The organism is Azonexus hydrophilus, assembly GCF_038368255.1.
Classification (GTDB): domain Bacteria; phylum Pseudomonadota; class Gammaproteobacteria; order Burkholderiales; family Rhodocyclaceae; genus Azonexus; species Azonexus hydrophilus.
This window is the reverse complement of the sequence record NZ_CP151406.1, coordinates 34,216-60,320: the sequence shown is the minus strand read 5'-3', so window position 1 is coordinate 60,320 and position 26,105 is coordinate 34,216. Positions and strand designations below refer to the sequence as shown.

Here is a 26,105-nt window from a genome sequence, read left to right as displayed (position 1 = left end):
TTACCTCATCATCTGCCGGGTCGGTTCGATGAATTCCTGCAAACTGTCGAGATCGCTTTGCGAGACCGGGATGTATGCCTTGTAGCCGGTTTCGATGAAGAAGGCCTTGCCTTCGGGCGTTTCGGGAAAAGTAGCGAAGGCGCGCCGGACGCGCTCAAGGTTGGCGCTGCCCAGGCGTCGGTGCGCCAGGGTCATGACGTGCGGGACGTGGATGTCGGTATCCAGCAGCCGGGTACGCGCCCGGAGGTCCTCCGGAATCTGGCGCAGCGGGGTGTGCGTGGTGATTGCCGCGTCGGCCGTGCCGGCGATGACGGCGGCGACGGCGGCGCCGTGAGAACTGAACTCGACAATCCGGAAGTCGCGGTTGAGGACGAAACCCTTGTCCTGCAGCCACTTGATGCCGCCGATTGAAGAGATCGACAGCCGGCTCGACAAGGCGATGGTCTTGCCGCGCAGCGCTTCTGCACTGATGATCGGGCCATCGCCGCGAACCACGAAAACCGGTTGCAGCTCGATCGCGTAGCGGAACAGCAACTGCATGTCACGATTGGCCGCCATGGCGCCGAAGTGCGGGCCGGTGATCGCCAGATCGAAGTCGCCAGCCAGCAATTGGTTGATGTGCGTGAAATAGTCCGTTGAGGTGAATACGACGACCTTGCGGCCAAGGCTGCGTTCGAGGTGAGCGGTCAGCGGCTGGTGCGTCTTGATCAGGGCCAGCGGGCTGTTGAAGGGCATGATGCCCAGTTTCAGCGGGGGCAATTCGCCAGCGTTGACGGCGTTGATCATACCCAGGCAAGACAGAACGGCAATGCGCAGGAGGCCGGCAAGTCGAGACGGGAGGGTCATGGAATATCCCTGAAGCGGCTGCGGGAATGCAGCGCTTGAATTGTCGCCCAGAAGGCCGGTGGCGGCAACTTCCCGAGACAGTGTTGCTGCTTAGTCCTGGCGGCTTGCCCAGCGTCGCCGGTAATGTGCCGGTGCCATGCCGGTCCATTCAACACAGGCGCGATAGAAAGCCGATGTGTCGTTATAGCCGAGATCAGCAGCGATGCGGGCGACCGGGTCGCGGGTCTTGACCAGCCGGGCCAGCGCCATGTCGCGCCGCAGCGCGTCCTTGATGCTGCGGAAACTTGAACCTTCTTCCTCCAGGCGGCGGTGCACCGTTCGCGGCGACAGGTGCAGCCGGGCGGCGACATCATCGAGTGCCAGCGGCGTCGGCATGGCGGCACGCAGCAGGTCGCGCACGCGGATGACCATTTCCCGGTCGCGCCGGTAGAGCGTGGTGATCTTGCCCGGCGCGCCGTCGAGGAAGGCGTTGAGCGCCGCCTCGTCGCGACGTAATGGCAGCTCCAGCAGATTGGCGTTGAAGCTGGCGATCAGGCTACCCTTGCCGCCCGGCAGGGTCGGTGCAAAGCGCGAGTCCTCGGTGAAGATCAGCGCGTAGTCGGCGGCGTGCGTCGGCCGGCGATAAGGGAAGATCACGTGGTCGAGCGCCAGGCCGCGCCCGGCCAGCCAGCATGCCAGGCCGTGCAGCAGGCGCAGCAGCCACTCGAAGGCGAAGACCCGGCCGGGGTCGTCGCCGGCCTCGGCCAGCCGTCGCGTCTCGGCGATGACCAGTTCGGCCTGGCCGTGCGTGCGTCGTACGGACACGGCGAGATCGGGCAGGACGATGTGCAGGAAGCGGCTGGCCCGTTGCAGCGCGTCGGCCAGCGTTGGTGCAGTCAGGCAGGCGCGGCAGAGGAATTCAAAACTGCCGCAACGCATTGGCTGGGAAAAGAGGCCGAAGCCTTCGTCGTCGAATTCGTGATTGATCCGGTTGTACAGGGCGGCGTAGCGCTCGACCGGAATGCGGCTGGCGGTGTCTGCAATATCGATGTCTGTGGCGAGCAGGAGCGGAGTAGGGTCGATGCCGCGTCGCGCCAGGCCAGCCAGCATGCCGGTAACAAAGCCCATTGCAACAGAGGCTTGTCTGCGATTGGTGGGGGTGGGATTGTTGCGATGCAGCATCGTGGCCGATTTCGAGTGGTCTGAAACATAGACTAACATCTTGGCGGAATTTGCACGATAGACGTCAATCCCCACAATGGTGCGATGGCCAAAGCGGCCTAAGATGGACGCCTTTCCATCTGCACTGTCGAGGTTGATGTCATGACCGATCTATCCGTCGCCAAGAAGCTCGTCCCCTACAAGCCGAAGAACAAGGTCCGTTTCGTCACCGCCGCCTCGCTGTTCGACGGTCACGACGCGTCGATCAACATCATGCGCCGCATCCTGCAGTCGACCGGCTCCGAAGTCATCCACCTCGGCCACAACCGCTCGGTGCAGGAGATCGTCAATGCGGCGCTGCAGGAAGACGCGCAGGGCATCTGCATCACCTCTTACCAGGGTGGCCACGTCGAGTTCTTCAAGTACATGATCGACCTGCTCAAGGCCAACGGTGGCGAGCACATCAAGGTCTTCGGCGGTGGCGGCGGCGTCATCGTGCCGTCCGAGATCAAGGAACTGCACGCCTACGGCGTGACCCGCATCTACGCGCCGGAAGACGGTGTGCAGATGGGCCTGCAGGGGATGATCAACGAAGTTGTCGAACAATCCGACTACGATGTCGCCGAGCAGGGCGTGCCGGGCGCCGAACAGGTGCTGGCCGGGCTGCGCGCTGGCGACCGCCGCCTGCTGGCGCGGGTGATCACGCTGCTCGAGAACGGCTCGGCGCCGCAGCTCAAGGAGCCGCTGCTCAAGGCCGCCGCCGAACTGAGCACGCCGGTGCTCGGCATCACCGGCACTGGCGGCGCCGGCAAGTCCTCGCTGACCGACGAGCTGGTCCGCCGCTTCCGCCTCGACCAGGGCGACAGCGTGAACATCGGCATCGTCTCCATCGATCCGTCGCGCAAGCGCACCGGCGGTGCGCTGCTCGGTGACCGCATCCGGATGAACGCGATCGAGCATCCGGCCATCTTCATGCGCTCGCTGGCCACCCGCGATACCGGCAGCGAAATCTCGGTGGCGCTGCCCGAGGTCATCGCCGCCTGCAAGCTGGCCGGCTTCGACCTGGTCGTCGTCGAGACCTCCGGCATCGGTCAGGGCAACGCCGCCATCGTGCCCTTCGTCGACCTGTCGCTGTACGTGATGACACCGGAGTTCGGCGCCGCTTCTCAGCTCGAGAAGATCGACATGCTCGACTTCGCCGATTTCGTCGCCATCAACAAGTTCGACCGCAAGGGTGCCGAGGATGCGCTGCGCGACGTGCGCAAGCAGTACCAGCGCAACCGCGAGTTGTGGACGACGCCGACCGAGGAAATGCCGGTCTTCGGCACCATGGCCGCTCGCTTCAACGACGACGGCGTCACCGCGCTCTACCAGGCGCTGGTGCCGGCACTCACCGACAAGGGCCTGAAGCTCAAGCCGGGCACGCTGCCGCTGGTCACCGTCCGCCAGTCGTCGGCCAGTCGCGCCATCGTGCCGACCGCCCGCGTCCGCTACCTGGCCGAGATCGCCGACGCGGTGCGCGGCTATCACAAGCATGTCGACGAACAGGTGACGGTTGCCCGCGAGCGTCAGTCGCTGCGCATCGCCAGGAACGTGTTCGCCGGCTGCGACAAGAATGTCGCCGACTTTGACGAACTGCAGGCGTTCAAGGACAGCCAGCAGGATCCGAAGGCGAAGAAGCTGCTCGATATGTGGCCGCAGACCGTCGATGCTTATTCCGGTGACGAATACGTCGTGAAGATCCGCGACAAGGAAATCCGCACCAAGCTGACCTCGGAATCGCTGTCCGGTACCAAGATCCGCAAGGTGATCCTGCCCAAGTACACCGACGACGGTGAGATTCTGCGCTTCCTGATGAAGGAAAACGTTCCCGGTTCCTTCCCCTACACCGCCGGCGTTTTTGCCTTCAAGCGCGAGGGCGAGGACCCGACCCGGATGTTCGCCGGCGAAGGTGACGCCTTCCGCACCAACCGCCGCTTCAAGAAAGTCTCCGAAGGCATGCCGGCGCATCGCCTGTCGACCGCCTTCGACTCGGTGACGCTGTATGGCTGCGACCCGGACGAGCGTCCGGACATCTACGGCAAGATCGGCAACTCCGGCGTTTCCATCGCCACCCTCGACGACATGAAGGTGCTCTACGACGGCTTCGACCTGGTCTGCCCGACCACTTCGGTGTCGATGACCATCAACGGCCCGGCGCCGATCATCCTGGCCTGCTTCTTCAATACCGCCATCGACCAGCAGCTGGCCAAGTTTGAAAAAGAGAATGGCCGCCAGCCGACCGAGGACGAAGCCGAAAAAATCCGCGAGTGGGTGTTGAAGACCGTGCGCGGCACCGTCCAGGCCGACATTCTCAAGGAAGACCAGGGCCAGAACACCTGCATCTTCTCGACCGAATTCGCGCTGAAGATGATGGGCGACATCCAGGAATTCTTTGTGCACAACCAGGTGCAGAACTTCTACTCGGTGTCGATCTCCGGCTATCACATCGCCGAAGCCGGCGCCAACCCGATCAGCCAGCTCGCCTTCACGCTGTCCAACGGCTTCACCTACGTCGAAAGCTACCTGGCGCGCGGCATGCATATTGACGATTTCGCGCCCAACCTGAGCTTCTTCTTCTCCAACGGCATGGACCCGGAATACTCGGTCATCGGCCGCGTCGCCCGCCGCATCTGGGCGGTGGCGATGAAGAACAAGTACGGCGCCAACGAGCGCAGCCAGAAGCTGAAGTACCACATCCAGACGAGTGGGCGCTCACTGCACGCGCAGGAGATGGACTTCAACGACATCCGTACCACGCTGCAGGCGCTGATCGCCATCTACGACAACTGCAACTCGCTGCACACCAACGCCTACGACGAGGCGATCACGACGCCGACCGAGGAGTCGGTGCGCCGCGCGATGGCGATCCAGCTGATCATCAACCGCGAGTGGGGCGTCGCCAAGAACGAAAACCCGAACCAGGGCGCTTTCGTCATCGACGAGTTGACCGATCTGGTCGAAGAGGCCGTGCTCAAGGAATTCGAAGCCATCGCCTCGCGCGGCGGCGTCCTCGGCGCCATGGAAACCGGCTACCAGCGCGGCAAGATCCAGGAAGAGTCGATGGTCTACGAGCACAAGAAGCACGACGGCTCTTACCCGATCATCGGCGTCAATACCTTCCTCAATCCGAAGGGCATGGCCCAGCAGGAAATCGAGCTGGCCCGTTCGACCGACGAGGAAAAGCAGTCGCAGATCCAGCGCCTGCGCGACTTCCATGCCCGCAACGCCGATAAAGCACCGGCCATGCTGGAAAAGCTCAAGCAGACGGTGATCGAAGACGGCAACGTTTTCGCCGTGCTGGTCGATGCGGTCAAGTGCTGCTCGCTCGGCCAGATCAGCTCGGCGCTGTATGAAGTCGGCGGTCAGTACCGCAGAAGCATGTAAGCAGGGCCCCGAAAGGGGAACGGCATTCCGGACCCGAACAGGGCGGAGGAGAAAATAAGACGGCGAGGCGATGTACCTCGCCGTTTTTCATTGCAGTGCCGGTTGCTGTTGCGATGCTTGCCAAGATGCACGTGCTGGGATTTAATAACTGACCAGTCAGTCATTAACGGATGTGCCAGATGTTTTTTCCTGTTTCCCGGTGCTTCGCGCGCATTGATGCACGCTCCATGGAAGGGGCTGCGTGTGTCTGATTCCGCCATTCCCGCGCAGCGCCGCCGGCGCAAGGAAGCCCGGCCGCAGGAACTGACCGCCGCCGCCCTGACCCTGTTCGTCGAAAAGGGCTATGCGGCCACGCGCCTGGATGAGGTTGCGGCGCGGGCCGGTGTATCGAAGGGAACGCTCTACCTGTATTTCGACAGCAAGGAAGCTTTGTTCCAGGCTGTCATCCGCGAGGGCGTGGTGCCGGCGATCGAGGCCGGCGAAGCGATGTTCGCCGAGCCGGGCAGCGATCCCCGCGCCTTGCTGCGCGCTTTTCTCGAAGCTTGGTGGGCGCGCATCGGCAGTACCGAACTGGGGGGCATTCCCCGGCTGATCATGGCCGAGGCCGCGAATTTTCCCGAGGTTGCGCGTTACTACAACGATGCCGTCATCCAGCGCGGGCTGGCGCTGCTGCGCGGTGCCGTGCAGCGCGGCATCGATCAGGGCGTCTTCCGGGCGGTCGATACGACGGTGATTGACGTCCTGTTGATTTCGCCGCTGATCCATCTGGCCGGCTGGCGCAGTTCATTGGCGCCCTGCTGCGGTAGCAACATCGACCCCGACGCTTATGTTCAGGCGCATATCGACATGGTCCTGAATGGCTTGGCGGCAACGCCCTTGGGAGCAAATTCATGAAACTGTCAGTCAGTTACTCCGCCTTGATCCTCTCCTTGTTGGTGAGCGCTTGCTCGCCCCCACCGGCCGCGCCGCCAGTGCCTCGGGCGGTGCTGGTGCGCACGCTGGGAGCCGCCGATGCGGCGCAGGCGCAGGTTTATTCCGGCGAAGTGCGGGCTCGCCATGAGAGCGAGCTGTCTTTCCGGGTTGGTGGCAAGGTGCTCGAACGCAAGGTCGATGCCGGTGCCCAGGTGCAGGCCGGGCAATTGCTGGCCCGGCTCGATCCGCAGGACGCGCGTTTGTCGTCCAGTGCGGCGGCTGCCCAGGTGGCCGCTGCCGAAGCCGAGGCCGGTCTGGCGCGGGCCGAATTCAAGCGCAGCGAAGCTTTGCTGCAGCGTAATTTCATCAGCGCTTCGGCGCTCGACCTGCGGCGCAGCGCGCTTGACGCCGCCGAGGCGCGCTTGCGGCAGGCGCAGGCACAGGCCGCCAGCACCGCCAATCAGCAGGCGTACACCGAGTTGCTGGCCGATAGCGCCGGGGTGATCACCGATGTCAGCGTCGATGCCGGCCAAGTGGTGGCAGCGGGTCAGCGCGTGCTGCGCCTGGCCAGGCCGGGCGAGCGCGAGGTGCTGGTGCATGTGCCGGAAAGCCGCCTGGCCGGTCTGGTCGTCGACGCGCCGGCCACAGTGCGTTTGTGGATGGCGCCGGAGCGCAGTCTGTCGGGCCGGGTGCGCGAAGTGTCGCCGTCGGCTGACCGGGCGACCCGGACCTACGCGGTGCGGGTGGCGATTGCCGATGCCGACGATCTGCCGCTGGGCGCGACGGCGACCGTGGCGCTGGCCGATGGCGGGCCGGCGCAACTTGCCCTGCCGCTGGCGGCGGTGACCCAGCGCGAGGGCAAGGCCACGGTGTGGCTGGTCGACGCGCAGCAGAAGGTGGTGCCGCAGACGGTCGAGATCGCAGCCTTGCGCGAGGATGCTGCGATCCTGAAGACAGCCCTGCCGGCCGGTTCGCGGGTGGTGGTGGCCGGCGTGCACCGGTTGATCGAAGGCGAAAGCGTGCGTCCGCTGGAAGCGGGTAGTGCGCCGGCCCTGGATGTACGGCGATGAAAGCCCGGCGGGAGCGCTTCAATATTTCCGAATGGGGTTTGCAGCATCAATCGCTGGTGCTGTATTTCCTGATCGCCCTGACGGTGATCGGGCTCTATTCCTATACCCGCCTGGGCCAGTCCGAAGACCCGCCGTTTACCTTCAAGGTCATGGTGGTGCGGGCCGAATGGCCGGGCGCCAGCGCGCGCGAAATGGCCGAGCAGGTCACCGACAAGATCGAGAAGAAGCTGCAGGAAATTCCCGAGATCGATGTTGCCCGCAGCTATTCGAAGCCCGGCGAGAGCATGGTCTTCTTCCTTGCCCGCGATTCGGTCCATTCGCAGCGCATGCCGGCGGTGTGGTACCAGGTGCGCAAGAAGATCGGCGACATCCAGGGTTCGCTGCCCAGCGGTGTGCGCGGGCCGTACTTCAACGATGAGTTCGGCGACACCTACGGCAACCTGTTTGCCCTGGTCGGCGAAGGGGTGTCGCCAGCCGACCTGAAGCGCCACGCCGATGCGATCCGCAGCGAATTGCTGCGGGTGCCCGATGTGGCCAAGGTCAGCTTTTTCGGCGAACAGTCGCAACGCATCTACATCGAACTGTCGAATACCAAGCTGGCCACCCTGGGCGTCGGCATCGCCGAGATCGCCAATGCCCTGTCGGCGCAGAACGCGGTCACCGGCGCCGGCTTTTTCGAGACCGACGAGGAGCGTATCTGGCTGCGCCCGTCCGGCGCTTTCGACGAGGTCGAGGCGATTGCCGACACGCTGATCCGCATCGGCGGACGCAGCTTCCGTCTCGGCGACGTCGCCGAGGTCCGGCGCGGGGTCGAGGATCCGCCGAGCGAACGCATGCGCTTCATGGGCGAGGACGCTTTCGGCATCGGCGTGTCGATGCGCGCCGGTGGCGACATCGTCGCTCTGGGGCGCAATCTGGACACGGCAGTGCAGCGCATCGAGGCGCAACTGCCGGTCGGCATCCGTTTCGAGCGGGTCGCCGACCAGCCGCGGGCGGTGCGCAATTCGGTCAGCGAGTTCGTCAAGGTGCTGGTCGAGGCGGTGGCCATCGTCATGGCGGTCAGCCTGCTGTCGCTCGGCCTGCGTACTGGGGTCGTTGTCCTGATCATCATTCCGGTGGTACTGGCGATCACCTTCATGTTCATGCACATGCTCGGCGTCGGCCTGCACAAGATTTCGCTCGGCGCCTTGATCATCGCCCTCGGCCTGCTGGTCGACGATGCGATCATCGCCGTCGAGATGATGGCGACCAAAATGGAGCAGGGCTGGGAACGCGCCCGGGCGGCGAGCTACGCCTACACCTCGACGGCGATGCCGATGCTGTCCGGCACCCTGGTCACCGCTGCCGGCTTCCTGCCGATTGCTACCGCGGCTTCCGGGGTTGGTGAGTACACACGTTCGATCTTCCAGGTGACGGTGATCGCGCTGCTCGTGTCCTGGGTGGCGGCGGTGTTGTTCGTGCCTTATCTGGGCTTTCACCTGCTGCCCGATTTCCGTAAAAAGCACCGCCAGCCATCGCGACTGGTCAGCCTGTTGGCCCGCCTTTCCCCGTCGCTCGGCCGCCGCCTGGCTGAGCGCGAGGCGGCGCACGAGCAGGTGCATGACGAGTTTGCGATCTATCACACGCCTTTCTACGAGCGCTTCCGCCGCCTGGTCGATGGCTGCGTGCGCCACCGCTGGCCGGTGATAGGGCTGACCGTGCTGGCCTTCGTGCTGTCCATGGTCGCCTTCGTGCGCCTGGTGCCGCAGCAGTTCTTCCCCGATTCGACGCGTCCGGAACTGCTGGTTGATCTGCGCCTGGCCGAAGGCGCTTCGCACCAGGCCACCGAAGCGGCGGTTCATCGTCTCGAACAGTTCCTGGCCGAGCAGGAAGGTATCGACAACTACGTTGCCTGGCTGGGCGGCGGCAGCCCGCGTTTTTACCTGCCGCTCGACCAGCAACTGGCGCAGACCAATTTCGCCCAGTTCGTCATTCTCACGGCCGGGGTCGAAAAGCGCGAAGCCCTGCGCGGCAAACTGATCCGCCTGTTCGAGGACGAACCCTGGCCGTTGCGAGCCATGATCAACCGCCTGGAAAACGGGCCGCCGGTCGGCTTCCCCGTGCAGTTCCGGGTGAGCGGCAGCGATACCGGCGAATTGCGGCGTATCGCACACCAGGTGGCGGCGTTGTTACGCGAGCATCCCGAACTGTCGAATGTTCATCTCGACTGGGAAGAGCCGTCCAAGGTCGTGCGCCTGAAGGTCGACCAGGACAAGGCCCGCCTGCTCGGCGTGTCGAGCAGCGACATCGCCCGCCTGCTGTCCACCTCGCTGCAGGGGACGACGGTGACGCAGTACCGCGAGGGCAACGAAACCCTGGCCGTGGTGCTGCGCGGCGCCCGTTCCGAACGCGTCCATCTGGGCCAGTTGCCCAACCTCGCGGTGCCTGTCGCCGGCGGGCGCAGCGTGCCGCTGGCCCAGATCGCGACCGCCGAATACGGTTTCGAGGAAGGCGTGATCTGGCGTCGCAACCGCCTGCCGACGGTGACCGTCCGCGCCACGCTGTACGGCAAGGTGCAACCGGCGGTGGTGGTCGGCCAGCTGGCCCCGGCCATCGATCAGGTGCGCCGCGCCCTGCCGCTCGGCTACCGGGTCGAGGTCGGCGGCGCCGTCGAGGAAAGCGCCAAGGGGGGCAGTTCGGTCGGCGCCGGGGTGCCGTTGTTCATCCTGGTCGTGCTGACCGTGCTCATGCTGCAACTACAGAGTTTCTCGCGCACCGTCATGGTCGTGCTCACCGCGCCGCTCGGCATGATCGGCGTGACCCTCTTCCTGCTCGCCTTCAACCGGCCGTTCGGTTTCGTCGCCATGCTCGGGACAATCGCGCTGTCGGGCATGATCATGCGCAATTCGGTGATCCTGGTCGACCAGATCCGCCAGGACATGGCCGCCGGCCGTCACGCCTGGGAAGCCATCGTCGAGTCCACCGTGCGCCGCTTCCGGCCCATCGTGTTGACCGCCGCGGCCGCCATCCTGGCGATGATCCCGCTGTCACGCTCGGCCTTCTTCGGGCCGATGGCGGTGGCGATCATGGGTGGGCTCACTGTTGCCACCCTGCTGACCATGCTCTTCCTGCCGGCACTCTACGCCGCCTGGTACCGGGTCCGGCCGCCTGCGTGATTGGGGTGCCCCATATATATGCATGAATTCTGATACTTGGGCTAAGATTGGCTTACCCAATGTCAGGCAAGGCCTGATAAAAAAACAGGAGAGGATCATGTTGGCGAATCTGTCACTCAAGGGGCGTCTGTGGCTGCTCGGCGTTACCGTAGCGCTCGGCATGGGCGTACTGGCGATTTCTTCGATCATCTTCACCGTCAGCAGCGAAAGCATTTTTGTCAGCTTCGTTGATCAGCGGATCGCTACCCGTCATGCAGCCACATTGGCCTACGCCAACGGTTTGCAGAAAGGCCAGGCAATCCGCAACATCCTTCTCGATCCAGGCAGGAAGACCGCCTACGACAATTTCGACAAGGCGCACGAGGTTTTTACTCAGGAAATCGAAAAACTGCTTCCCCTGCTTGCTGCAAATGCTGAAACGCAAGACATCGCGACACGTCTGAGAGCCAATATCGCAGCGTGGCAGCCTTTGCAGAGTAAAGTCATCGAATTGGTCAAGGCTGGCAACCGGGAAGAATCGCAGGCGCTGCTGGTGACCCAGGAAACGCCGGCTTGGCGGAAGGTACGTGACGATCTCCTGGAAATCGGGAAACTTGCTGAAAGCGAAGCCGAAAAGGATAGGGTAGAGCTGGTTTCGGGGCTTGAGCGTTCAGGGACGCTCGCGATTGTGCTCGGGGTTGTCAGTTTGCTTGTGGTGGCCACCATCATCATTCTGGTCGGACGCGGAATCTATCGTCAGGTCGGCGGCGAACCGGTGGCCACGGCGGCCGCGCTCAACCGGATTGCTCAGGGCGACCTGACCGAAAAACTGGCGGTAATGCCCGGGGATACTGTCAGTATCGTTGCCGCAATGCAGGCGATGCAAAGCCAGATGCGCCAGTTGATTGCAGATACTGTCAGAAGCGCTGACTCCGTCGTGCAGGAAAGTGAATCAATGCTGGCGGATGCTTCGCGCTTGGCCAAAACGGCCGAGGAACAAAGCACGGCGACTGCAGCCATTGCAGCGGCAGTAGAGGAATTCACCGTGAGCATCGGGGTCATGTCGGAAAACGCCAATGACGCCGGGCGTTTGTCTGAAGAATCGGAGCGTCAGGCGCATGACAGTCTCCACGTTGTTGCCAATGCTACCGAGATCATTCATCAGGTGGCGGCTGGCATGTCCGACGCCGCTTCGACGATGGATGAGTTGTCGAAGCGGGTTGCCGACATCACCGGGATCGTCAAGACCATTCGCGATATTGCCGACCAGACTAACCTGCTGGCCTTGAATGCTGCGATTGAGGCAGCAAGAGCGGGCGAACAGGGGCGGGGTTTTGCCGTGGTCGCTGACGAGGTACGCAAGTTGGCGGAACTGACGACGAAATCGACCGAAGAGATTTCGCAGATCGTGAGCGGGGTCCGGCAGACGACCGATGCCGCATTTTCCACCATGACTTCGGCCAAGGAACGTGCCCTGGCCGGTGCCAGCCGGACTGAGGAAGTGCGCAATGCGGTCGATAACATGGATCAATCCTCGGTTCGCGTTGGCAAGGCGATAGAATCGATTGCCGAATCACTGCGCGAACAGACGGCAGCCAGCACCGATATTGCCCAGCGTGTTGAAATGATCGCTCAGGGTATTGATCATACCCATGCTGCATCGTCCGAATCGAGTCGACGCTCGGGTGTTCTGGTCAGTCTCTCGCACGCCTTGAAGGAAAGCGTACGTCGCTTCCGGGTGTGATCCGGTATCGCTCAGGCGGATCATAATTGTTGCGGGTGCTCAACGCCTGCAACAATTTCTTACTTTATTTGCAGCGCTATCTGCCGGAAAATTCCCCGCCTGAATATTGCGATCAGGAGCTAGCCATGTCCATGCATGATGAACTTTCACAAAGTCTGCAACGAAACGGTGTCACCCGCCGTCAGGTGCTCTGGTTGTTCGGTGCGGCGGCGGTTTCCGGTTGCGCGCAGTCGCCGGTCGGCGGCAAGTCCATCCTGGTCGGCATGAGCGAGGCGCAGGAGAAGAGCATCGACCAGCAGGTCTCGCCGCAGCAGTTCTCGCAGGATCTCGGGCCGGTGCAGGATACGCAGGTCAATAGCTACGTCAGCTCGGTCGGCCAGCGCCTCGACAAGCTGACGCACCGGCCGCAGATGCCGTACTCGTATCGCGTGCTCAACGCCAATTATGTGAATGCCTACACTTTCCCCGGCGGGGCGATGGGGATCACGCGCGGCATCATGGTCGATCTGCAGAACGAAGCCGAACTGGCGGCCCTGCTCGGTCATGAAATGGGTCACGTCAATGCGCGTCACGCCGCCCAACGCCAGGGCCAGGCGATGGTTGCCCAGGTGGCGGTGGCCGGCGCCAGCATTGCCGCGTCGAACAGCCAGTGGGGTGGCCTGGTCTCGATCGGCAGCCAGTTGGGCGCCAGCGCCATGTTGTCGAGCTATTCGCGCGACAACGAACGCGAGGCCGATGCCCTTGGGCAGGAATACATGGTCCGCGCCGGTTACCCGGCCAGCGGCATGGTCGCTCTGCACCAGTTGCTGGTCGATCAGCAGAAGGAATCGCCAGGCCTGCTGCAGACCATGTTCTCGACCCACCCGATGAACGTCGAACGGCGCGACACGGCGCAGCGGTTGGCCCAGGAAAAATATGCGGCCAGCCTCAAGCGCGATGCCGGGCGCGAGCGCTTCATGGACAGTACGGCCAGCCTGCGCCGGATCAAGCCGACCATCGCCGCCTGCCAGAACGGTGAAGTGGCGATGGCCGGCAAGCAGTACGCCAAGGCTGAGGGCGAGTTCCGCTCGGCACTGCAGAAGACACCGCGCGACTACGCTGGCAACGTGCTGATGGCCCAGTGCCTGCAGGCCCAGAACAAGCCCAAGGACGCCTTGCGTTACGCCGAGACGGCCAAGGAAATCTATCCGCAGGAAGCACAGGCGCACAAATTGTCCGGCGTGCTGGCGCTGGGCTTGAAGGATCCGGCTACGGCTTTCGCCAACCTTGATCGCTACGACCGCATGCTGCCCGGCGATGCCGGCATCACCTTCCTCAAGGGCGTGTCGCTGGAAGGCATGGGCAAGCGTCAGGAAGCGGCGAATCACTACGCGGCGTTCCTGCGTCGCCAGCAGCAGGGCGACGCCGCGCAATATGCCTACAGTCGCCTGCAGGGCTGGGGCTACGTGAAGTAGTCCTCAGTCGCCGAAGCGGCGCAGGCCGTCGAGGTCGATGACGTTGATGCCGCCGTACTCGCTGCGCACCAGACCGGCTTCTTCCAGCACCTTGAGGCCCTGGTTGGCGCGCTGGCGGGAAACGCCCGCCAGGTAGCCCAGCTCTTCCTGCGAAATCTGCAGCAGGCGGTTGGTGCCGGGGTAGAGCACCGGGTTGAACAGGGCGGCCAGTACCCGGGCGATCCGCGTGTCGATGTCGAGCATGCGCTCGTTTTCCATCATGCCGATGAACTGGCCCAGGCGTTCGTTCAACTGGGCGATCATGTAGCGGTTGAACGGAATGCTGTGGTCGAGCAGCCACAGGAAGGTGGCGCGGTTCATGAAGGCCACGCGTGTCTCGCGGATGGCCATGACATCGTAGCGGCGCGGCTCCTCCTTGAGCAGCGAGCCCTCGCCGAACCAGCCGCCGGTAGTGATGCCGGTCAGCGAGGTGGTCTTGCCGGTGGTCCAGTGGCTGGCCATCTTGCCCAGACCGCTGACGATGCCCATCCAGTGCGTGACCGGTTCGCCCTTCATGCAGATGAAGGCGCCCGGCGCAAAGCTGCGCTCGACCGTGCCGGCCAGGGCGCGCTGCATCTCCTCTTCGCTCAGTGCCTGTCCCCACTGGGATGCGCGTAGCAGTTCCTCAGCGTTTTTCATTTTTTTTCCGGATTGTCTGCCGAACGACAATTATACGCTGCGCCTGTGCTTACACTGGGCCTCAGGTCAGGAAAAGCCGGCGCCTGCAAGTCTGGTGTAAGAATGCCGGCGCCACAATGAACCAAATGACAGATGACCGCGAACAACGAGTCGCGGCGGAGGAGACAATTTATGCCCACGCAGGCGAAAATCGCCGCGCTGGATGGTTTGCACACCTTCCCGCGCCTGCTATTGCATCACGCATCCACTCGTCCCGGTGCGCCGGCCATCCGCGAGAAATCGCTGGGGATCTGGCAGACCTGGACCTGGTTCGACGTCGCCGAGCGCGTCCGTGCGCTGGCCTGCGGCCTGGCTGAACTGGGCTTCAAGCGCGGCGACAACCTGGCGATCATCGGCGACAACCGTCCCCACCTGTACATGATGATGGCCGCCGCTCAATGCCTCGGTGGCGTGCCGGTGCCGCTCTACCAGGATGCCGTGGCCGCGGAGATGCTGTTCGTCCTGCAGGATGCGGGCGTCCGCTTCGCCATCGTCGAGGACCAGGAACAGGTCGACAAGCTGCTCGAGATCAAGGACCAGCTGCCGGCCCTCGAACACATCATCTACGATGATCCGCGCGGCATGCGCCATTACAACCAGACCTTCCTGCACGACGTGCATGAACTGATGGAAATGGGCCGCATCCACGACCGCAATCATCCCGATTTCCTCAACGCCGAGATCGAGCAGGGGCATTTCGACGATGTCTCGGTGATGTTGTATACCTCCGGCACGACCGGCAAGCCCAAGGGCGTCTGCCAGACGCACGCCTCGTTCATCGCCGCTGCCCGTGGCGGTATTGAAGTCGACCGGCTGACCGCCGACGAGGACATCCTCTCCTACCTGCCCATGGCCTGGGTCGGCGACCACCTGTTCTCGTTTGCCCAGGCGATGGTCGCCGGCTTCACGATCAATTGTCCGGAGTCGGGCGAGACGGTGATGACCGACCTGCGCGAGATCGGGCCGACCTATTACTTCGCTCCGCCGCGCGTTTTCGAGGGCCTGCTGACTTCGGTGATGATCCGCATGGAGGACGCCGGCAAGATCAAGCAGAAGCTTTTCCATCACTTCATGGATGTGGCCAAGCGCTGCGGTGCCGACATCCTCGACGGCAAGGCGGTCTCCGCCGGTGACCGCCTGCAATACGCAGTCGGCAACCTGTTGATCTACGGGCCGCTGCGCAACGTGCTCGGCATGAACCGCATCCGCGTTGCCTATACCGCCGGGGCGGCGATCGGGCCGGAACTGTTCAGCTTTTACCGTTCGATAGGCATCAACCTCAAGCAGCTCTACGGGCAGACCGAAACCTGCGCCTACGTCTGTCTGCAGCCCGACGGTCACGTCAAGTCCGACACCGTCGGCGCGCCGGCGCCGGGTGTCGAGATCAAGATTGCCGACAACGGCGAGGTGCTGGTCAAGGGGCCGATCCTGCTCAAGGGCTATTACCAGCGTCCGGACGCTACCGCCGAATCGATCAACGCCGACGGCTACTTCCTCACCGGCGACGCCGGTTTCCTTGATGCAGACGGCCAGCTGAAGATCATCGACCGGGCCAAGGACGTTGGCAAGCTGACCAACGGCGGCATGTTCGCCCCGAACTACATCGAGAACAAGCTGAAGTTCTTCCAGTTCATCAAGGAAGTGGTGTGCTTCGGCAACGAGCGCGACATGGTCTGCGCCTTCGTCAACATCGACGTCGGTGCCGTCGGCAACTGGGCCGAGCGGCGCGGCATCGCCTATGCCGGCTACACCGACCTGGCCGGCAAACCGCAGGTGCTGGAACTGATCCGCGAATGCGTCGAGGAGGTGAACGCAGCGCTGGCCGGCGATGCCATGGTTGCCGATTCGCAGGTGCATCGTTTCCTGGTGCTGCACAAGGAACTCGACCCGGATGACGACGAGCTGACGCGCACGCGCAAGGTGCGGCGCAATTTCGTCTCGGAAAAATACAAGGTGCTGATCGATGCGCTGTACGAGGGCAAGGCCTCGCAGTTCATCGAAACCGAGGTCAAGTTCGAGGACGGACGCCGCGGCAAGGTATCAGCCGACTTGAAGATCGTCGACGCCAAGACCTTCCCGGTCGCCGGCAAGACGGCGTAAGGAGAACAGAACGTGAGCAGAAAAATCGGCGACGTCATCCTTGACCTGCAGAACATCTCGCTGCGCTTCGGCGGGGTCAAGGCGCTGACCGACATTTCCTTCGATATCCGCGAGCACGAAGTGCGCGCCATCATCGGCCCGAACGGGGCCGGCAAGAGCTCGATGCTCAACGTCATCAATGGCGTCTACCACCCGCAGGAAGGCAAGATCTTCTATCGCGGCGAAGAGCGTCGCAAGATGGAGCCGCACATGGCGGCCAGCACCGGTATCGCCCGTACCTTCCAGAACATTGCGCTGTTCAAGGGCATGAGCGTGCTCGACAACATCATGACCGGGCGCAACCTGAAGATGAAGACCAACATCCTGCTTCAGGCGCTGTGGCTGGGCCCGGCGCAGAAAGAGGAAATCGAACACCGGCGCAAGGTCGAGGAAATCATCGACTTCCTCGAAATCCAGCATATCCGCAAGACCCCGGTCGGTCGGCTGCCCTATGGCCTGCAGAAGCGGGTCGACCTCGGTCGGGCGCTGGCCATGGAGCCGCAGATCCTGCTGCTCGACGAGCCGATGGCCGGCATGAACGTCGAGGAAAAACAGGACATGTGCCGCTTCATCCTCGACGTCAATGACCAGTTCGGCACCACCATCGTCCTCATCGAGCACGACATGGGCGTGGTCATGGACATTTCGGACCGGGTGGTCGTCCTCGACTACGGCAAGAAGATCGGCGATGGCGTACCCGATGAAGTACGCAGCAATCCGGAGGTCATCAAGGCCTACCTGGGTGCCGGACACTAAGCGGAGCAGATCATGGGATTTTTCTTCGAAACATTGATTGGCGGCCTCATGGCCGGCATGCTGTATTCCCTGGTGGCACTGGGCTTCGTGCTCATCTTCAAGGCCTCGGGGGTGTTCAATTTCGCGCAGGGGGCGATGGTGCTGTTCGCCGCGCTGGCCATGGCGCGCTTCTCTGAATGGGCCAACATCGCGCTGGGCGGCGACAGCCTGTTCCTGGCCAACCTGATCGCCTTCCTCGGCGCCGGTGTGGTGATGTTCATTGTCGCCTGGATCATCGAGCGGCTGGTGCTGCGCAACCTGGTCAACCAGGAAGGCGCGACGCTGCTGATGGCCACCCTCGGTATCGCTTACGTGCTCGAAGGCGTCGGCCAGACCCTCTTCGGCGGGCAGATCTACACCATCGACGTCGGTATGCCGAAGGACCCGGTGATCATGTTCGAGTCGCTGTTCGAGGGCGGCATCATGATCAACAAGGAAGACTTCATCGCCGCGCTGATCGCCGCCGTGCTGGTCGGTGTGCTGACGCTGTTCTTCCAGAAGACGCCGACCGGTCGTGCCCTGCGCGCGGTGGCCGATGACCACCAGGCGGCACAGTCGATCGGTATTCCGCTGAACCGGACCTGGGTCATCGTCTGGTGTGTCGCCGGTATCGTCGCCCTGGTGGCCGGCATCATCTGGGGGTCCAAGCTCGGCGTCCAGTTCTCGCTGGCGACCGTGGCGTTGCGCGCGCTGCCGGTGGTCATCCTCGGCGGCCTGACTTCGGTGCCGGGCGCGATCATCGGTGGCCTGATCATCGGTGTCGGCGAAAAGCTCTCCGAAGTCTATCTCGGCCCTTACGTCGGCGGCGGTATCGAAATCTGGTTCGCCTATGCGCTGGCCCTTGTTTTCCTGCTGTTCCGTCCGCAAGGGCTGTTCGGCGAGAAGATCATCAACCGCGTCTGACCACGGCTAAACGGGAGAATACAAAGTGATTTATCGCGAAAATGGCCAGTTCAAGACGACTTACGCGGCCGACCAACAAATTTTCACCATCGCCCAGGACAAGTGGTTCGTCCTCGGCCTGATCGCCTTCGCTTTCATTGGCGTGCCGATGCTGGCCGACGAATACATGTTCCGGGCCATCCTGATTCCCTTCCTGATCCTGTCGCTGGCGGCGCTGGGGGTTAACCTCCTGGTCGGTTACTGCGGTCAGATCACGCTCGGGGCGGGGGCCTTCATGGCTATCGGCGCCTATGCGGCATACAACTTCATGATCCGCATTGACGGTGTGCCGCTGGTGGCTGCCTTGTTGCTCGGTGGCGCGACGACTGCAGCGCTGGGTATCGTCTTCGGGATTCCCAGCTTGCGGGTGCGCGGCCTCTATCTGGCAGTGGCGACGCTGGCGGCGCAGTTCTTCTGCGACTGGGCCTTCCTGCGTCTGGGCTGGTTCACCAACTATTCGCCGTCGGGCTCGGTGTCGATTTCCAACCTCAGTGCGTTTGGCTGGGCGATTGACAGTCCGGTCGAGAAATACCTGTTCTGCCTGCTCTTCCTGGTCGCCTTCGCCTTCTTTGCCAAGAACCTGACCCGTGCCAGCATCGGTCGGCAGTGGATGGCCATCCGCGACATGGACGTGGCCGCCGAGGTCATCGGCATCCGGCCGATGTGGGCCAAGCTGTCGGCGTTCGCCGTAAGTTCCTTCTTCATCGGCGTCGCCGGTGCCTTGTGGGGCTTCGTGCATCTGGGTTCCTGGGAGCCGGCCGCCTTCTCGGTCGATCGCTCCTTCCAGTTGTTGTTCATGGTCATCATCGGTGGTCTCGGTTCGATCATGGGCAGTTTCTTCGGCGCCGCCTTCATCGTCATCATGCCGATCTTCCTGAACCAGGCCCTGCCGGCAGTCGGCAGCCTGTTCGGTATCGCCATCTCGACGGCGGGCGTTGCCCACGCCGAATTCATCATCTTCGGTTCGCTGATCGTGTTCTTCCTGATCGTTGAACCGCATGGTCTTGCCCGCTTGTGGGCAATCGCCAAGGAGAAACTGCGTCTGTGGCCATTCCCCCACTGACGCGGCATGCGCAGTACCTACGCTTCACTAATAACAGGAGGAGACAACCCATGAAATTTCGTTCCCTGGCCCTTGCGGCCGCCATTGCCTCGGTTGGCCTGAGTGCCGCTGTCGTCAGCCCCAGTGCTCATGCCCAGGCTAAGGAGCAGTTCTTCCCGGTGCTCGTCTATCGCACGGGGGCCTACGGTCCCAACGGTACGCCGTGGGCCAACGGCTATGTCGATTACCTGAAGCTGGTCAACGCCAAGGGCGGCATCAACGGCGTCAAGGTCAGCTTCGAAGAATGCGAATTCGCCTACGCCACCGACCGTGGCGTCGAGTGCTACGAGCGTCTGAAGGGTAAGGGCGCCACCGTCTTCCAGCCGCTGTCCACTGGCGTGACCTTCGCGCTGACGGAAAAGGCGCCGGTCGACAAGATTCCGCTGGTGACCGCCGGCTATGGCCGTAGCGAGTCGCAGAACGGTGCCGTGTTCGACTGGAATTTCCCCTTGCTCGGTACCTATTGGGTTGGTGCCGACGTCGCCATCCAGCATCTGGGCAAGCAGTACGGGGGCCTGGACAAGCTGAAGGGCAAGAAGATCGCGCTGGTTTACCACGACAGCCCGTACGGCAAGGAACCGATCCCCCTGCTGCAGGAACGCGCCAAGATGCACGGCTTCACGCTCCAGTTGCTGCCGGTGGCCCACCCGGGCGTCGAGCAGAAGGCGACCTGGCTGCAGATCCGCCGCGAGCGTCCGGATAACGTCCTGCTCTGGGGTTGGGGCGTGATGAACTCGACCTCGCTGAAGGAAGCCCAGGCGACCGGCTATCCGCGCGAGAAGATGCTGGGTATCTGGTGGGCCGGTGCCGAACCCGATGTCAAGGACGTCGGCATGGGCGCCAAGGGCTACAGCGCGATCACGCTACAACACGGTGCCGAGCCGAATTCCAAGGTGGTCAAGGACATGCTGGCGATGGTTCACGCCAAGGGCCAGGGGACCGGTCCCAAGGATGAAGTCGGTTCCGTGCTCTACATGCGCGGCCTGATCTCGGCCATGGTCGCCATCGAAGGCGTGCGCAAGGCGCAGGAGCGCTACGGCAAGGGCAAGGTGATGACCGGCGAGCAGACGCGCTGGGGCCTGGAAAACCTGAACCTTGACGACAAGGCACTGGCTGACCTGGGTTTTGCCGGCGTGCTGCGCCCGATTCAGACCTCCTGTACCGACCACATGGGCTCGCCGTGGGCGCGTATCCACACCTGGGACGGTGCCAAGTGGAACTTCTCTTCGGATTGGTACCAAGCCGACCAGAAGGTGCTGCGTCCGATGGTGATGTCTGCTTCGACGCGCTACGCCGAGGAGAAGAAGATCACGCCGCGTACGCCGGAACAGTGCAAGCAATAAGCTGAAACAAACGTCCGCACCCTTCAGAGTGCGGACGTACTGAACAGAGAGTCGACGATGAATGCTGCCAACGCGACATTTCTCAATGTGAACAACATTGAGGTCATCTATAACCACGTCATCCTGGTCCTCAAGGGCGTTTCCTTCAGCGTTCCCGAGGGCAAGATTGTTGCCCTGCTTGGGGGGAACGGGGCAGGCAAGACGACGACGCTGCGCGCGGTCAGCAATCTGCTGCACGGCGAGCGTGGCGAAGTGACCAAGGGTTCGGTCGAGCTCAAGGGTGAGCAGGTACAGGCCATGACACCGGGCGATCTGGTCCGGCGCGGGGTTGTCCAGGTCATGGAGGGGCGGCATTGCTTCGGCCACCTGACCATCGAGGAAAACCTGCTGACCGGGGCGTATACGCGTACTGACGGCAAGGCCGCCGTCCAGGAAACCCTGGAAAAGGTCTACAACTTCTTTCCCCGGCTGAAGACCCGGCGCACCAGCCAGGCCGCCTACACCTCGGGCGGAGAGCAGCAGATGTGCGCGATCGGTCGCGCCCTGATGGCCAAGCCCAAGCTGGTCCTGCTCGATGAGCCGTCGATGGGCCTGGCGCCGCAGATCGTCGAGGAAGTATTCACCATCGTCAAGGAATTGAACGAGAAGGAGGGCACGACCTTCCTGCTGGCCGAACAGAACACCAATATCGCCCTGCGCTATGCCGACTTCGGCTACATCCTGGAAAACGGCCGGGTGGTCATGGAAGGGGCAGCGAGCGAGCTGCGCGACAACGAGGACGTCAAGGAGTTTTACCTCGGGCTGTCGTCGTCGGGCCGCAAGTCCTTCCGCGAGGTCAAGCATTACCGTCGGCGCAAGCGGTGGCTGTCGTGAGCTACTACGATACCCTGGAAACCCGCGCGCCGGCCGAGCGCGAGGCGCAACTGTTCGCCCAGTTGGCGCGTCAGGTGGCGCACGCCAAGGCGCATGCGCCGCATTACGCGCGTCTGCTGGCCGACGTCGATCCGGCGGCTTGCGTCAGCCGCCAGGCCTTGAGCCGTTTGCCGCTGACCCGCAAGCGCGACCTCATCGAACTGCAGAAATCCTGTCCGCCCTTCGGCGGACTGAATGCCGGGCCGCGTTCGCGGGCGCGTCGGGTGTTTTCGTCGCCGGGGCCGATTTACGAAGTCCAGAGCCAGGAAACCGATCACTGGCGGATGGCACGCGCCCTTTACGCAGCCGGCTTCCGCCAGGGTGACCTGGTGCATAACTGCTTCTCCTATCATTTCACGCCGGGTGCCTTCATCTTCGAGGGCGGCGCCCGCCAGCTCGGCTGTTCGGTTTTTCCCGGCGGTACCGGGCAGACCGAGCAACAGATTCAGGCCATGGTCGATCTGCGTCCCGATGCTTACGTCGGCACGCCGTCCTTCCTGCGCATCCTGATCGAGAAGGCTGAGGAGAGCGGCGCTGACATCCGCAGCCTGCAGAAAGCCTGTGTTTCCGGCGAGGCCTTGCCCGGCGTCGTCCGCCAGTGGCTGGGTGAGCGCGGGATCACCGTCCGCCAGTGTTATGCGACGGCCGAGATCGGAGTGATTGCCTACGAGAGCGAGCCCGATGCCGGCCTGGTGGTCGACGAAGGTGCGCTGGTCGAGATCGTCCGCCCCGGAACCGGTGATCCGGTCGCCGAGGGCGAGGTCGGCGAAGTCGTGGTCACCACCTTCAATGCCGATTACCCGCTGATCCGCTTTGCCACCGGCGACCTGTCGGCGGTCATGCCCGGCGTCTCGCCCTGCGGGCGGACCAACATGCGGCTCAAGGGCTGGATGGGACGGGCCGACCAGACGACCAAGGTCAAGGGGATGTTTGTCCACCCCGAGCAGATTGCCGAAGTGGCCAAGCGCTATCCGCAGATTTCCCGGATGCGCCTGGTCGTCGACAATCCCGACGCTCAGGACCGGATGGTGCTTTGCTGCGAAGCCGGCGCCAGCGACGCCGCGCTGGCGGAAAGTCTGGTCAACGCGTTGCGCGAACAAACCAAATTGCGCGGCAGCGTGGAATTTTTTGCGCCCGGGGGCTTGCCGAACGATGGAAAGGTGATCGAAGATAAGCGGGTCTATTGATCCGGAATTTTCCAATGCGTTTTCTGGCGCTTGTCCTGGCCGTGCTGGCCTTGCCCTTGCAGGCTGAAGAGCCCGCCCTGAGGCCATCGGCGGGCTTGTTGTTCAAACATCCCGAGCTGGTCCGGCCGGGCAGTTGCGTTGCCTATCGCGAAGGCGGGGCCGGCTGGATCCTGGTCGAACCGCTGTACTACCTGCGCGGCACCGTCAGTTCTTCCGAGGTGACGACGCGCCGCCTGGTGCAGTGTCCGGCGGTCGCGGGCAAGACCCGCGAACAATACAGCCGCGACGAGTATGTCCGCCTGGTTCGAGCCACCCCCTGCTTGGCGGCCGGCGAGGCGGAACGTGAGGAACAGGTCGGCCTGGTCCGGCTGCGGGTCGAGTCCTGGGAAACGCCACACATGCGCAAGGCCGAAAATGCCGGGCGTTTGTACCGCGGCATGTTCCTCGACCAGCCCCTGAAAAAGGGCATGGAAGTCGAACTCGAGGCCGACCTGCTCGGCCCCTGTTCCTGATTCGCCTCAGCCGCCCAGCGTTACCGCGCCGAGGCTGACCAGACGCTCGATCTCCGCCTCACTCAACCCCAGTGCCTGCAAGCGTTCGCGGCTGTGCTCGCCGAGCAGCGGCGGGGCAGCCTGTACTGTCGCCGGCGTTCTTGAGAGTCGTGGTGCCGGCGATGGCTGACGCACCCCGGCGATGTCCACAAATGCCTGGCGCGCCTGGTTGTGCGGGTGCTCGGTCGCTTCCCGCATGCTCAGTACCGGCCACACGCAGTCGTCGCTGTCGGCGAACAGTGCTTCCCAGTGGGCCAGCGGCTGCCGGCTGAAGATTTCGCTCAGCCGCTGTTTCATGCGCGGCCAGGTTTGCGTGTCGTACTGCGGGCCGCTGAAATCCGGATCGTCGTTGAGGCCGAGGCGGGCGACGAAGGTCGCGTAGAACTGCGGTTCGAGCGGGCAGACGCTGAGCCAGTGACCGTCGGCGCAGCAATAGACATCGTAGAACGGGGCGCTCGAATCGATGGCGCATTGGCCGTGCCATTCACCCAGCGCGTCGAGGTTGAACAGGCCGTGGGCGAGCAGGGCGGCACCCTCGCACATGGCGGCGTCGATGACCTGGCCTTGGCCGCTGTTCCTGGCTTCGATCAGCGCGCAGGCGATGCCCCAGGCCAGCAGCAGGCCGCCGCCACCCATGTCGCCGACCAGGGTCGGTGGCGCCCACGGGGCGCCGCCGTGACGGCGACCGGTATCGAGAACGCCGGCGATGGCTGCATAGTTGGCGTCATGGCCGGCGCGCGGGGCCAATGGGCCGTCCTGGCCCCAGCCGGTCATGCGTCCGTAGATCAGGCGCGGATTGGCGGCAAGGCAGACTTCGGGGCCGAAGCCCAGACGCTCCATGACGCCGGGCCGGAAGCCTTCGATCAGGACATCGGCGTCGGCGATCAACTGCATGACCAGCGGTCGCACCGCCGGATTTTTCAGGTCGATGCACAGCGATTTTTTGCCGCGGTTGGCCACGGCCTTGCGACCGCCGCCGAACAGCTGCGAGGCGAAGGTGCCACCGGCGCGTTCGAGCAGTGTGACTTCGGCGCCCATATCGGCGAGCAGCATGCCGCAAAAAGGGCCGGGCCCGATGCCGGCGAATTCGACGACCTTGATGCCGGCCAGTGGTCCGGTGGCTTTTCTTGCTGATGTCTCCATGTGGATTTTCTCGTTGTTGATGTCGGCCAAGTATCGCATGCACCGGCGGCTTCGGGCATGATCGCGAGATCACGAAGGGAGCAAGCGATGAAGGACAGGATAGACGAGCTGCTGGCACGCATCACGGCGCTGCAGGATGAGCTGGATAACGAATATCGCCGGGCACGCGAGGACTGGGCACGCAAGAAGGCAGAATTGGCCGATGAACTGGCACGCCAGCAGCGACGTTACAAAACCGGATTGTTCCGCTTCATCGCCCGCTCGCGCATCCTGGTCCTGCTGACGGCGCCGGTGATCTACGCCGGCTGGATTCCCTTTCTGCTGATCGATTTGTTCGTCACGATCTATCAGGGCATCTGCTTTCCCGTCTATCGCATTCCCAAGGTCCGTCGGGCCGACTACATCGTCTTCGACCGCGAGGACCTGCCTTACCTGAACCTCGTGGAGAAATTCAACTGTTTCTACTGTTCCTACGGCAACGGTGTCGCCGCCTATGTCCGGGAAGTGGCGGCGCGGACCGAACAGTACTGGTGTCCGATCAAGCACGCGCGACGCATCCGTGCGGCGCATGACCGCTATCCCAAGTTCTTTGACTACGGAGATGCGGAGGCCTTCCAGCAGGGGTTGAGCCGCCTGCGCCGTCAGTACGACGACGTCGAGGAAGCCAAGGCGCCGGCAAGCCGGCGTGACGACTAGGCCTTGCGTCCGAACAGGCCGCGCACCGCTTCCTGGAGGTCGGCGGGGAGAACGACCAGCTTCGCGTTGTCCTTCTCGCCCAGCCGCTCCATGGCGGCAATGTATTTCTCGCCGAGCATGTAGGACATCGGGCCGGTTTGATCGCCGATGGCGGCGGTAATGCGGCGGATCGCCTCGGCCGAGGCTTCGGCCAGCATCACCTGGGCATTGGCGTCGCGCTTGGCCGATTCGAGGCGGGCTTCCGCTTCGAGAATGGCCGATTGCTTGGCGCCTTCGGCGCGGGTGACCACGGCCTTGCGCTCGCGCTCGGCGGCGGCCTGCATTTCCATGGCCTTCTGCATCGACGGTGAGGGTTTGATGTCCTGGATTTCCACCGACTTGACTGTCAGCCCCCAGTCCACGGCTTCGTCGGCAATGCTTTCGCGTAGCCGGGCCTTGATCTTGTCACGCGACGACAGGGCTTCGTCGAGTTCCATTTCGCCGACGATGGAGCGCAGCGTGGTCATGATCAGGTTGCGGATGGCTTCCGAGAAGTCGGTGACGCCATAGACCGCCTTGACCGGGTCGGTGACCTTGATGAAGGCGATGGCATTGGTCAGGATCACTGCATTGTCGCGGGTGATCACTTCCTGTTCCTGAACGTCGAGGATGATGTCCTTGGTGATCAACTGGTAGGCAATGCGGTCGATATAGGGAATGACCACGTTGAGACCGGGCTTCAGCGTGCCATGGTATTTGCCCAGACGTTCGACGATCCATTCCTCGCCCTGCGGCACGATACGTACCCCCTTGGCGATGGTGACGACGACAAAAACAAGTATGACCAGACTGACGATCAGGCCTTCTTCCATG

General features: G+C 63.2%; 20 protein-coding genes. 15 read left to right on the top strand and 5 right to left on the bottom strand.

The genetic code is table 11. The features are described from left to right. A complete protein-coding gene (locus AADV58_RS00290) occupies window positions 1-846 on the bottom strand; it encodes a phosphate/phosphite/phosphonate ABC transporter substrate-binding protein (protein ID WP_081700084.1) in 846 nt (281 codons plus the stop codon). 90 nt (window positions 847-936) lie between these two features. Continuing rightward, window positions 937-1,953, bottom strand: coding sequence for an AraC family transcriptional regulator (locus AADV58_RS00285; RefSeq protein WP_088177945.1), 1,017 nt, complete (start codon window positions 1,951-1,953; stop codon window positions 937-939). A 195-nt stretch (window positions 1,954-2,148) separates the two neighbouring features. Between AADV58_RS00285 and icmF the strand changes: the two genes are divergently transcribed. The 6 genes from icmF (at window position 2,149) to AADV58_RS00255 (ending at window position 13,726) form a co-directional block, all read left to right on the top strand. Continuing rightward, on the top strand, window positions 2,149-5,412 hold the full coding sequence (icmF, locus tag AADV58_RS00280; RefSeq protein ID WP_341743746.1) for a fused isobutyryl-CoA mutase/GTPase IcmF: 3,264 nt from the start codon (window positions 2,149-2,151) through the stop codon (window positions 5,410-5,412). Between the two features lie 243 nt (window positions 5,413-5,655). Continuing rightward, window positions 5,656-6,306 carry a TetR/AcrR family transcriptional regulator gene (locus AADV58_RS00275; RefSeq protein WP_341743745.1) on the top strand — a complete coding sequence of 217 codons (651 nt, stop codon included), beginning with the start codon at window positions 5,656-5,658 and terminating at the stop codon, window positions 6,304-6,306. Next, window positions 6,303-7,394, top strand: a complete 1,092-nt coding sequence (locus AADV58_RS00270) for an efflux RND transporter periplasmic adaptor subunit (RefSeq protein WP_341743744.1) — start codon at window positions 6,303-6,305, stop codon at window positions 7,392-7,394. The genes AADV58_RS00275 and AADV58_RS00270 overlap by 4 nt, the downstream gene beginning before the upstream one ends. Then, a complete protein-coding gene (locus tag AADV58_RS00265; protein WP_341743743.1) occupies window positions 7,391-10,549 on the top strand; it encodes an efflux RND transporter permease subunit in 3,159 nt (1,052 codons plus the stop codon). Before AADV58_RS00270 ends, AADV58_RS00265 begins: the two co-directional genes overlap by 4 nt. Before the next feature lie 97 nt (window positions 10,550-10,646). Next, window positions 10,647-12,272, top strand: coding sequence for a methyl-accepting chemotaxis protein (locus AADV58_RS00260; protein ID WP_341743742.1), 1,626 nt, complete (start codon window positions 10,647-10,649; stop codon window positions 12,270-12,272). Window positions 12,273-12,397: 125 nt separating this feature from the next. Further along, the gene (locus AADV58_RS00255; RefSeq protein ID WP_341743741.1) at window positions 12,398-13,726 is read left to right on the top strand and encodes a M48 family metalloprotease; all 1,329 of its coding nucleotides are present in this window, start codon (window positions 12,398-12,400) and stop codon (window positions 13,724-13,726) included. A 3-nt stretch (window positions 13,727-13,729) separates the two neighbouring features. On the opposite strand, the gene AADV58_RS00250 is transcribed toward AADV58_RS00255, so the two are convergent. Next, window positions 13,730-14,404, bottom strand: a complete 675-nt coding sequence (locus AADV58_RS00250; protein ID WP_028994140.1) for a Crp/Fnr family transcriptional regulator — start codon at window positions 14,402-14,404, stop codon at window positions 13,730-13,732. 171 nt (window positions 14,405-14,575) lie between these two features. Between AADV58_RS00250 and AADV58_RS00245 the strand changes: the two genes are divergently transcribed. From AADV58_RS00245 to AADV58_RS00210, 8 genes are read left to right on the top strand one after another with little or no spacing between them, the layout of a single operon-like run. Further along, window positions 14,576-16,543, top strand: coding sequence for an AMP-dependent synthetase/ligase (locus AADV58_RS00245; protein ID WP_341743740.1), 1,968 nt, complete (start codon window positions 14,576-14,578; stop codon window positions 16,541-16,543). A 12-nt stretch (window positions 16,544-16,555) separates the two neighbouring features. Beyond that, window positions 16,556-17,338, top strand: a complete 783-nt coding sequence (locus AADV58_RS00240; RefSeq protein WP_028994142.1) for an ABC transporter ATP-binding protein — start codon at window positions 16,556-16,558, stop codon at window positions 17,336-17,338. 12 nt (window positions 17,339-17,350) lie between these two features. After that, entirely contained in the window at window positions 17,351-18,280 is a 930-nt protein-coding gene (locus tag AADV58_RS00235; protein ID WP_281981385.1) for a branched-chain amino acid ABC transporter permease, read from the top strand. Window positions 18,281-18,305: 25 nt separating this feature from the next. After that, window positions 18,306-19,382 carry a branched-chain amino acid ABC transporter permease gene (locus tag AADV58_RS00230; RefSeq protein ID WP_341743739.1) on the top strand — a complete coding sequence of 359 codons (1,077 nt, stop codon included), beginning with the start codon at window positions 18,306-18,308 and terminating at the stop codon, window positions 19,380-19,382. Between the two features lie 50 nt (window positions 19,383-19,432). Next, complete coding sequence (locus tag AADV58_RS00225; protein WP_281981389.1) at window positions 19,433-20,764, top strand: ABC transporter substrate-binding protein; 1,332 nt, start codon at window positions 19,433-19,435, stop codon at window positions 20,762-20,764. Window positions 20,765-20,821: 57 nt separating this feature from the next. Next, window positions 20,822-21,637 carry an ABC transporter ATP-binding protein gene (locus AADV58_RS00220; RefSeq protein WP_341743738.1) on the top strand — a complete coding sequence of 272 codons (816 nt, stop codon included), beginning with the start codon at window positions 20,822-20,824 and terminating at the stop codon, window positions 21,635-21,637. Further along, window positions 21,634-22,863, top strand: a complete 1,230-nt coding sequence (locus tag AADV58_RS00215; RefSeq protein WP_341743737.1) for a phenylacetate--CoA ligase family protein — start codon at window positions 21,634-21,636, stop codon at window positions 22,861-22,863. The genes AADV58_RS00220 and AADV58_RS00215 overlap by 4 nt, the downstream gene beginning before the upstream one ends. A gap of 14 nt (window positions 22,864-22,877) precedes the next feature. Next, window positions 22,878-23,375: a hypothetical protein gene (locus AADV58_RS00210; protein WP_028994148.1), complete on the top strand. Its 498-nt coding sequence runs from the start codon at window positions 22,878-22,880 to the stop codon at window positions 23,373-23,375. A 6-nt stretch (window positions 23,376-23,381) separates the two neighbouring features. Here the strand turns inward: AADV58_RS00210 and AADV58_RS00205 are convergent, their stop codons facing one another. After that, window positions 23,382-24,596: a CaiB/BaiF CoA-transferase family protein gene (locus AADV58_RS00205; RefSeq protein WP_341743736.1), complete on the bottom strand. Its 1,215-nt coding sequence runs from the start codon at window positions 24,594-24,596 to the stop codon at window positions 23,382-23,384. 48 nt (window positions 24,597-24,644) lie between these two features. On the opposite strand from AADV58_RS00205, the gene AADV58_RS00200 reads away from it, so the two are divergent. Next, a complete protein-coding gene (locus tag AADV58_RS00200; protein ID WP_341743735.1) occupies window positions 24,645-25,253 on the top strand; it encodes a hypothetical protein in 609 nt (202 codons plus the stop codon). On the opposite strand, the gene AADV58_RS00195 is transcribed toward AADV58_RS00200, so the two are convergent. Next, entirely contained in the window at window positions 25,250-26,104 is an 855-nt protein-coding gene (locus AADV58_RS00195; protein ID WP_281981401.1) for an SPFH domain-containing protein, read from the bottom strand. The two genes, AADV58_RS00200 and AADV58_RS00195, sit on opposite strands and share 4 nt — an antisense overlap. Between the last annotated feature and the right edge of the window lies 1 nt (window position 26,105).

Excerpts from the sequence above, each read along its gene's own strand:
- AADV58_RS00290 (WP_081700084.1), bottom strand. The coding sequence starts at position 846 with ATGACCCTCCCGTCTCGACTTGCCGGCCTCCTGCGCATTGCCGTTCTG.
- AADV58_RS00285 (WP_088177945.1), bottom strand. The coding sequence starts at position 1,953 with ATGGGCTTTGTTACCGGCATGCTGGCTGGCCTGGCGCGACGCGGCATC.
- icmF (WP_341743746.1), top strand. The coding sequence starts at position 2,149 with ATGACCGATCTATCCGTCGCCAAGAAGCTCGTCCCCTACAAGCCGAAG.
- AADV58_RS00270 (WP_341743744.1), top strand. The coding sequence starts at position 6,303 with ATGAAACTGTCAGTCAGTTACTCCGCCTTGATCCTCTCCTTGTTGGTG.
- AADV58_RS00265 (WP_341743743.1), top strand. The coding sequence starts at position 7,391 with ATGAAAGCCCGGCGGGAGCGCTTCAATATTTCCGAATGGGGTTTGCAG.
- AADV58_RS00260 (WP_341743742.1), top strand. The coding sequence starts at position 10,647 with ATGTTGGCGAATCTGTCACTCAAGGGGCGTCTGTGGCTGCTCGGCGTT.
- AADV58_RS00255 (WP_341743741.1), top strand. The coding sequence starts at position 12,398 with ATGTCCATGCATGATGAACTTTCACAAAGTCTGCAACGAAACGGTGTC.
- AADV58_RS00250 (WP_028994140.1), bottom strand. The coding sequence starts at position 14,404 with ATGAAAAACGCTGAGGAACTGCTACGCGCATCCCAGTGGGGACAGGCA.
- AADV58_RS00245 (WP_341743740.1), top strand. The coding sequence starts at position 14,576 with ATGCCCACGCAGGCGAAAATCGCCGCGCTGGATGGTTTGCACACCTTC.
- AADV58_RS00235 (WP_281981385.1), top strand. The coding sequence starts at position 17,351 with ATGGGATTTTTCTTCGAAACATTGATTGGCGGCCTCATGGCCGGCATG.
- AADV58_RS00225 (WP_281981389.1), top strand. The coding sequence starts at position 19,433 with ATGAAATTTCGTTCCCTGGCCCTTGCGGCCGCCATTGCCTCGGTTGGC.
- AADV58_RS00220 (WP_341743738.1), top strand. The coding sequence starts at position 20,822 with ATGAATGCTGCCAACGCGACATTTCTCAATGTGAACAACATTGAGGTC.
- AADV58_RS00210 (WP_028994148.1), top strand. The coding sequence starts at position 22,878 with ATGCGTTTTCTGGCGCTTGTCCTGGCCGTGCTGGCCTTGCCCTTGCAG.
- AADV58_RS00205 (WP_341743736.1), bottom strand. The coding sequence starts at position 24,596 with ATGCGATACTTGGCCGACATCAACAACGAGAAAATCCACATGGAGACA.
- AADV58_RS00200 (WP_341743735.1), top strand. The coding sequence starts at position 24,645 with ATGAAGGACAGGATAGACGAGCTGCTGGCACGCATCACGGCGCTGCAG.
- AADV58_RS00195 (WP_281981401.1), bottom strand. The coding sequence starts at position 26,104 with ATGGAAGAAGGCCTGATCGTCAGTCTGGTCATACTTGTTTTTGTCGTC.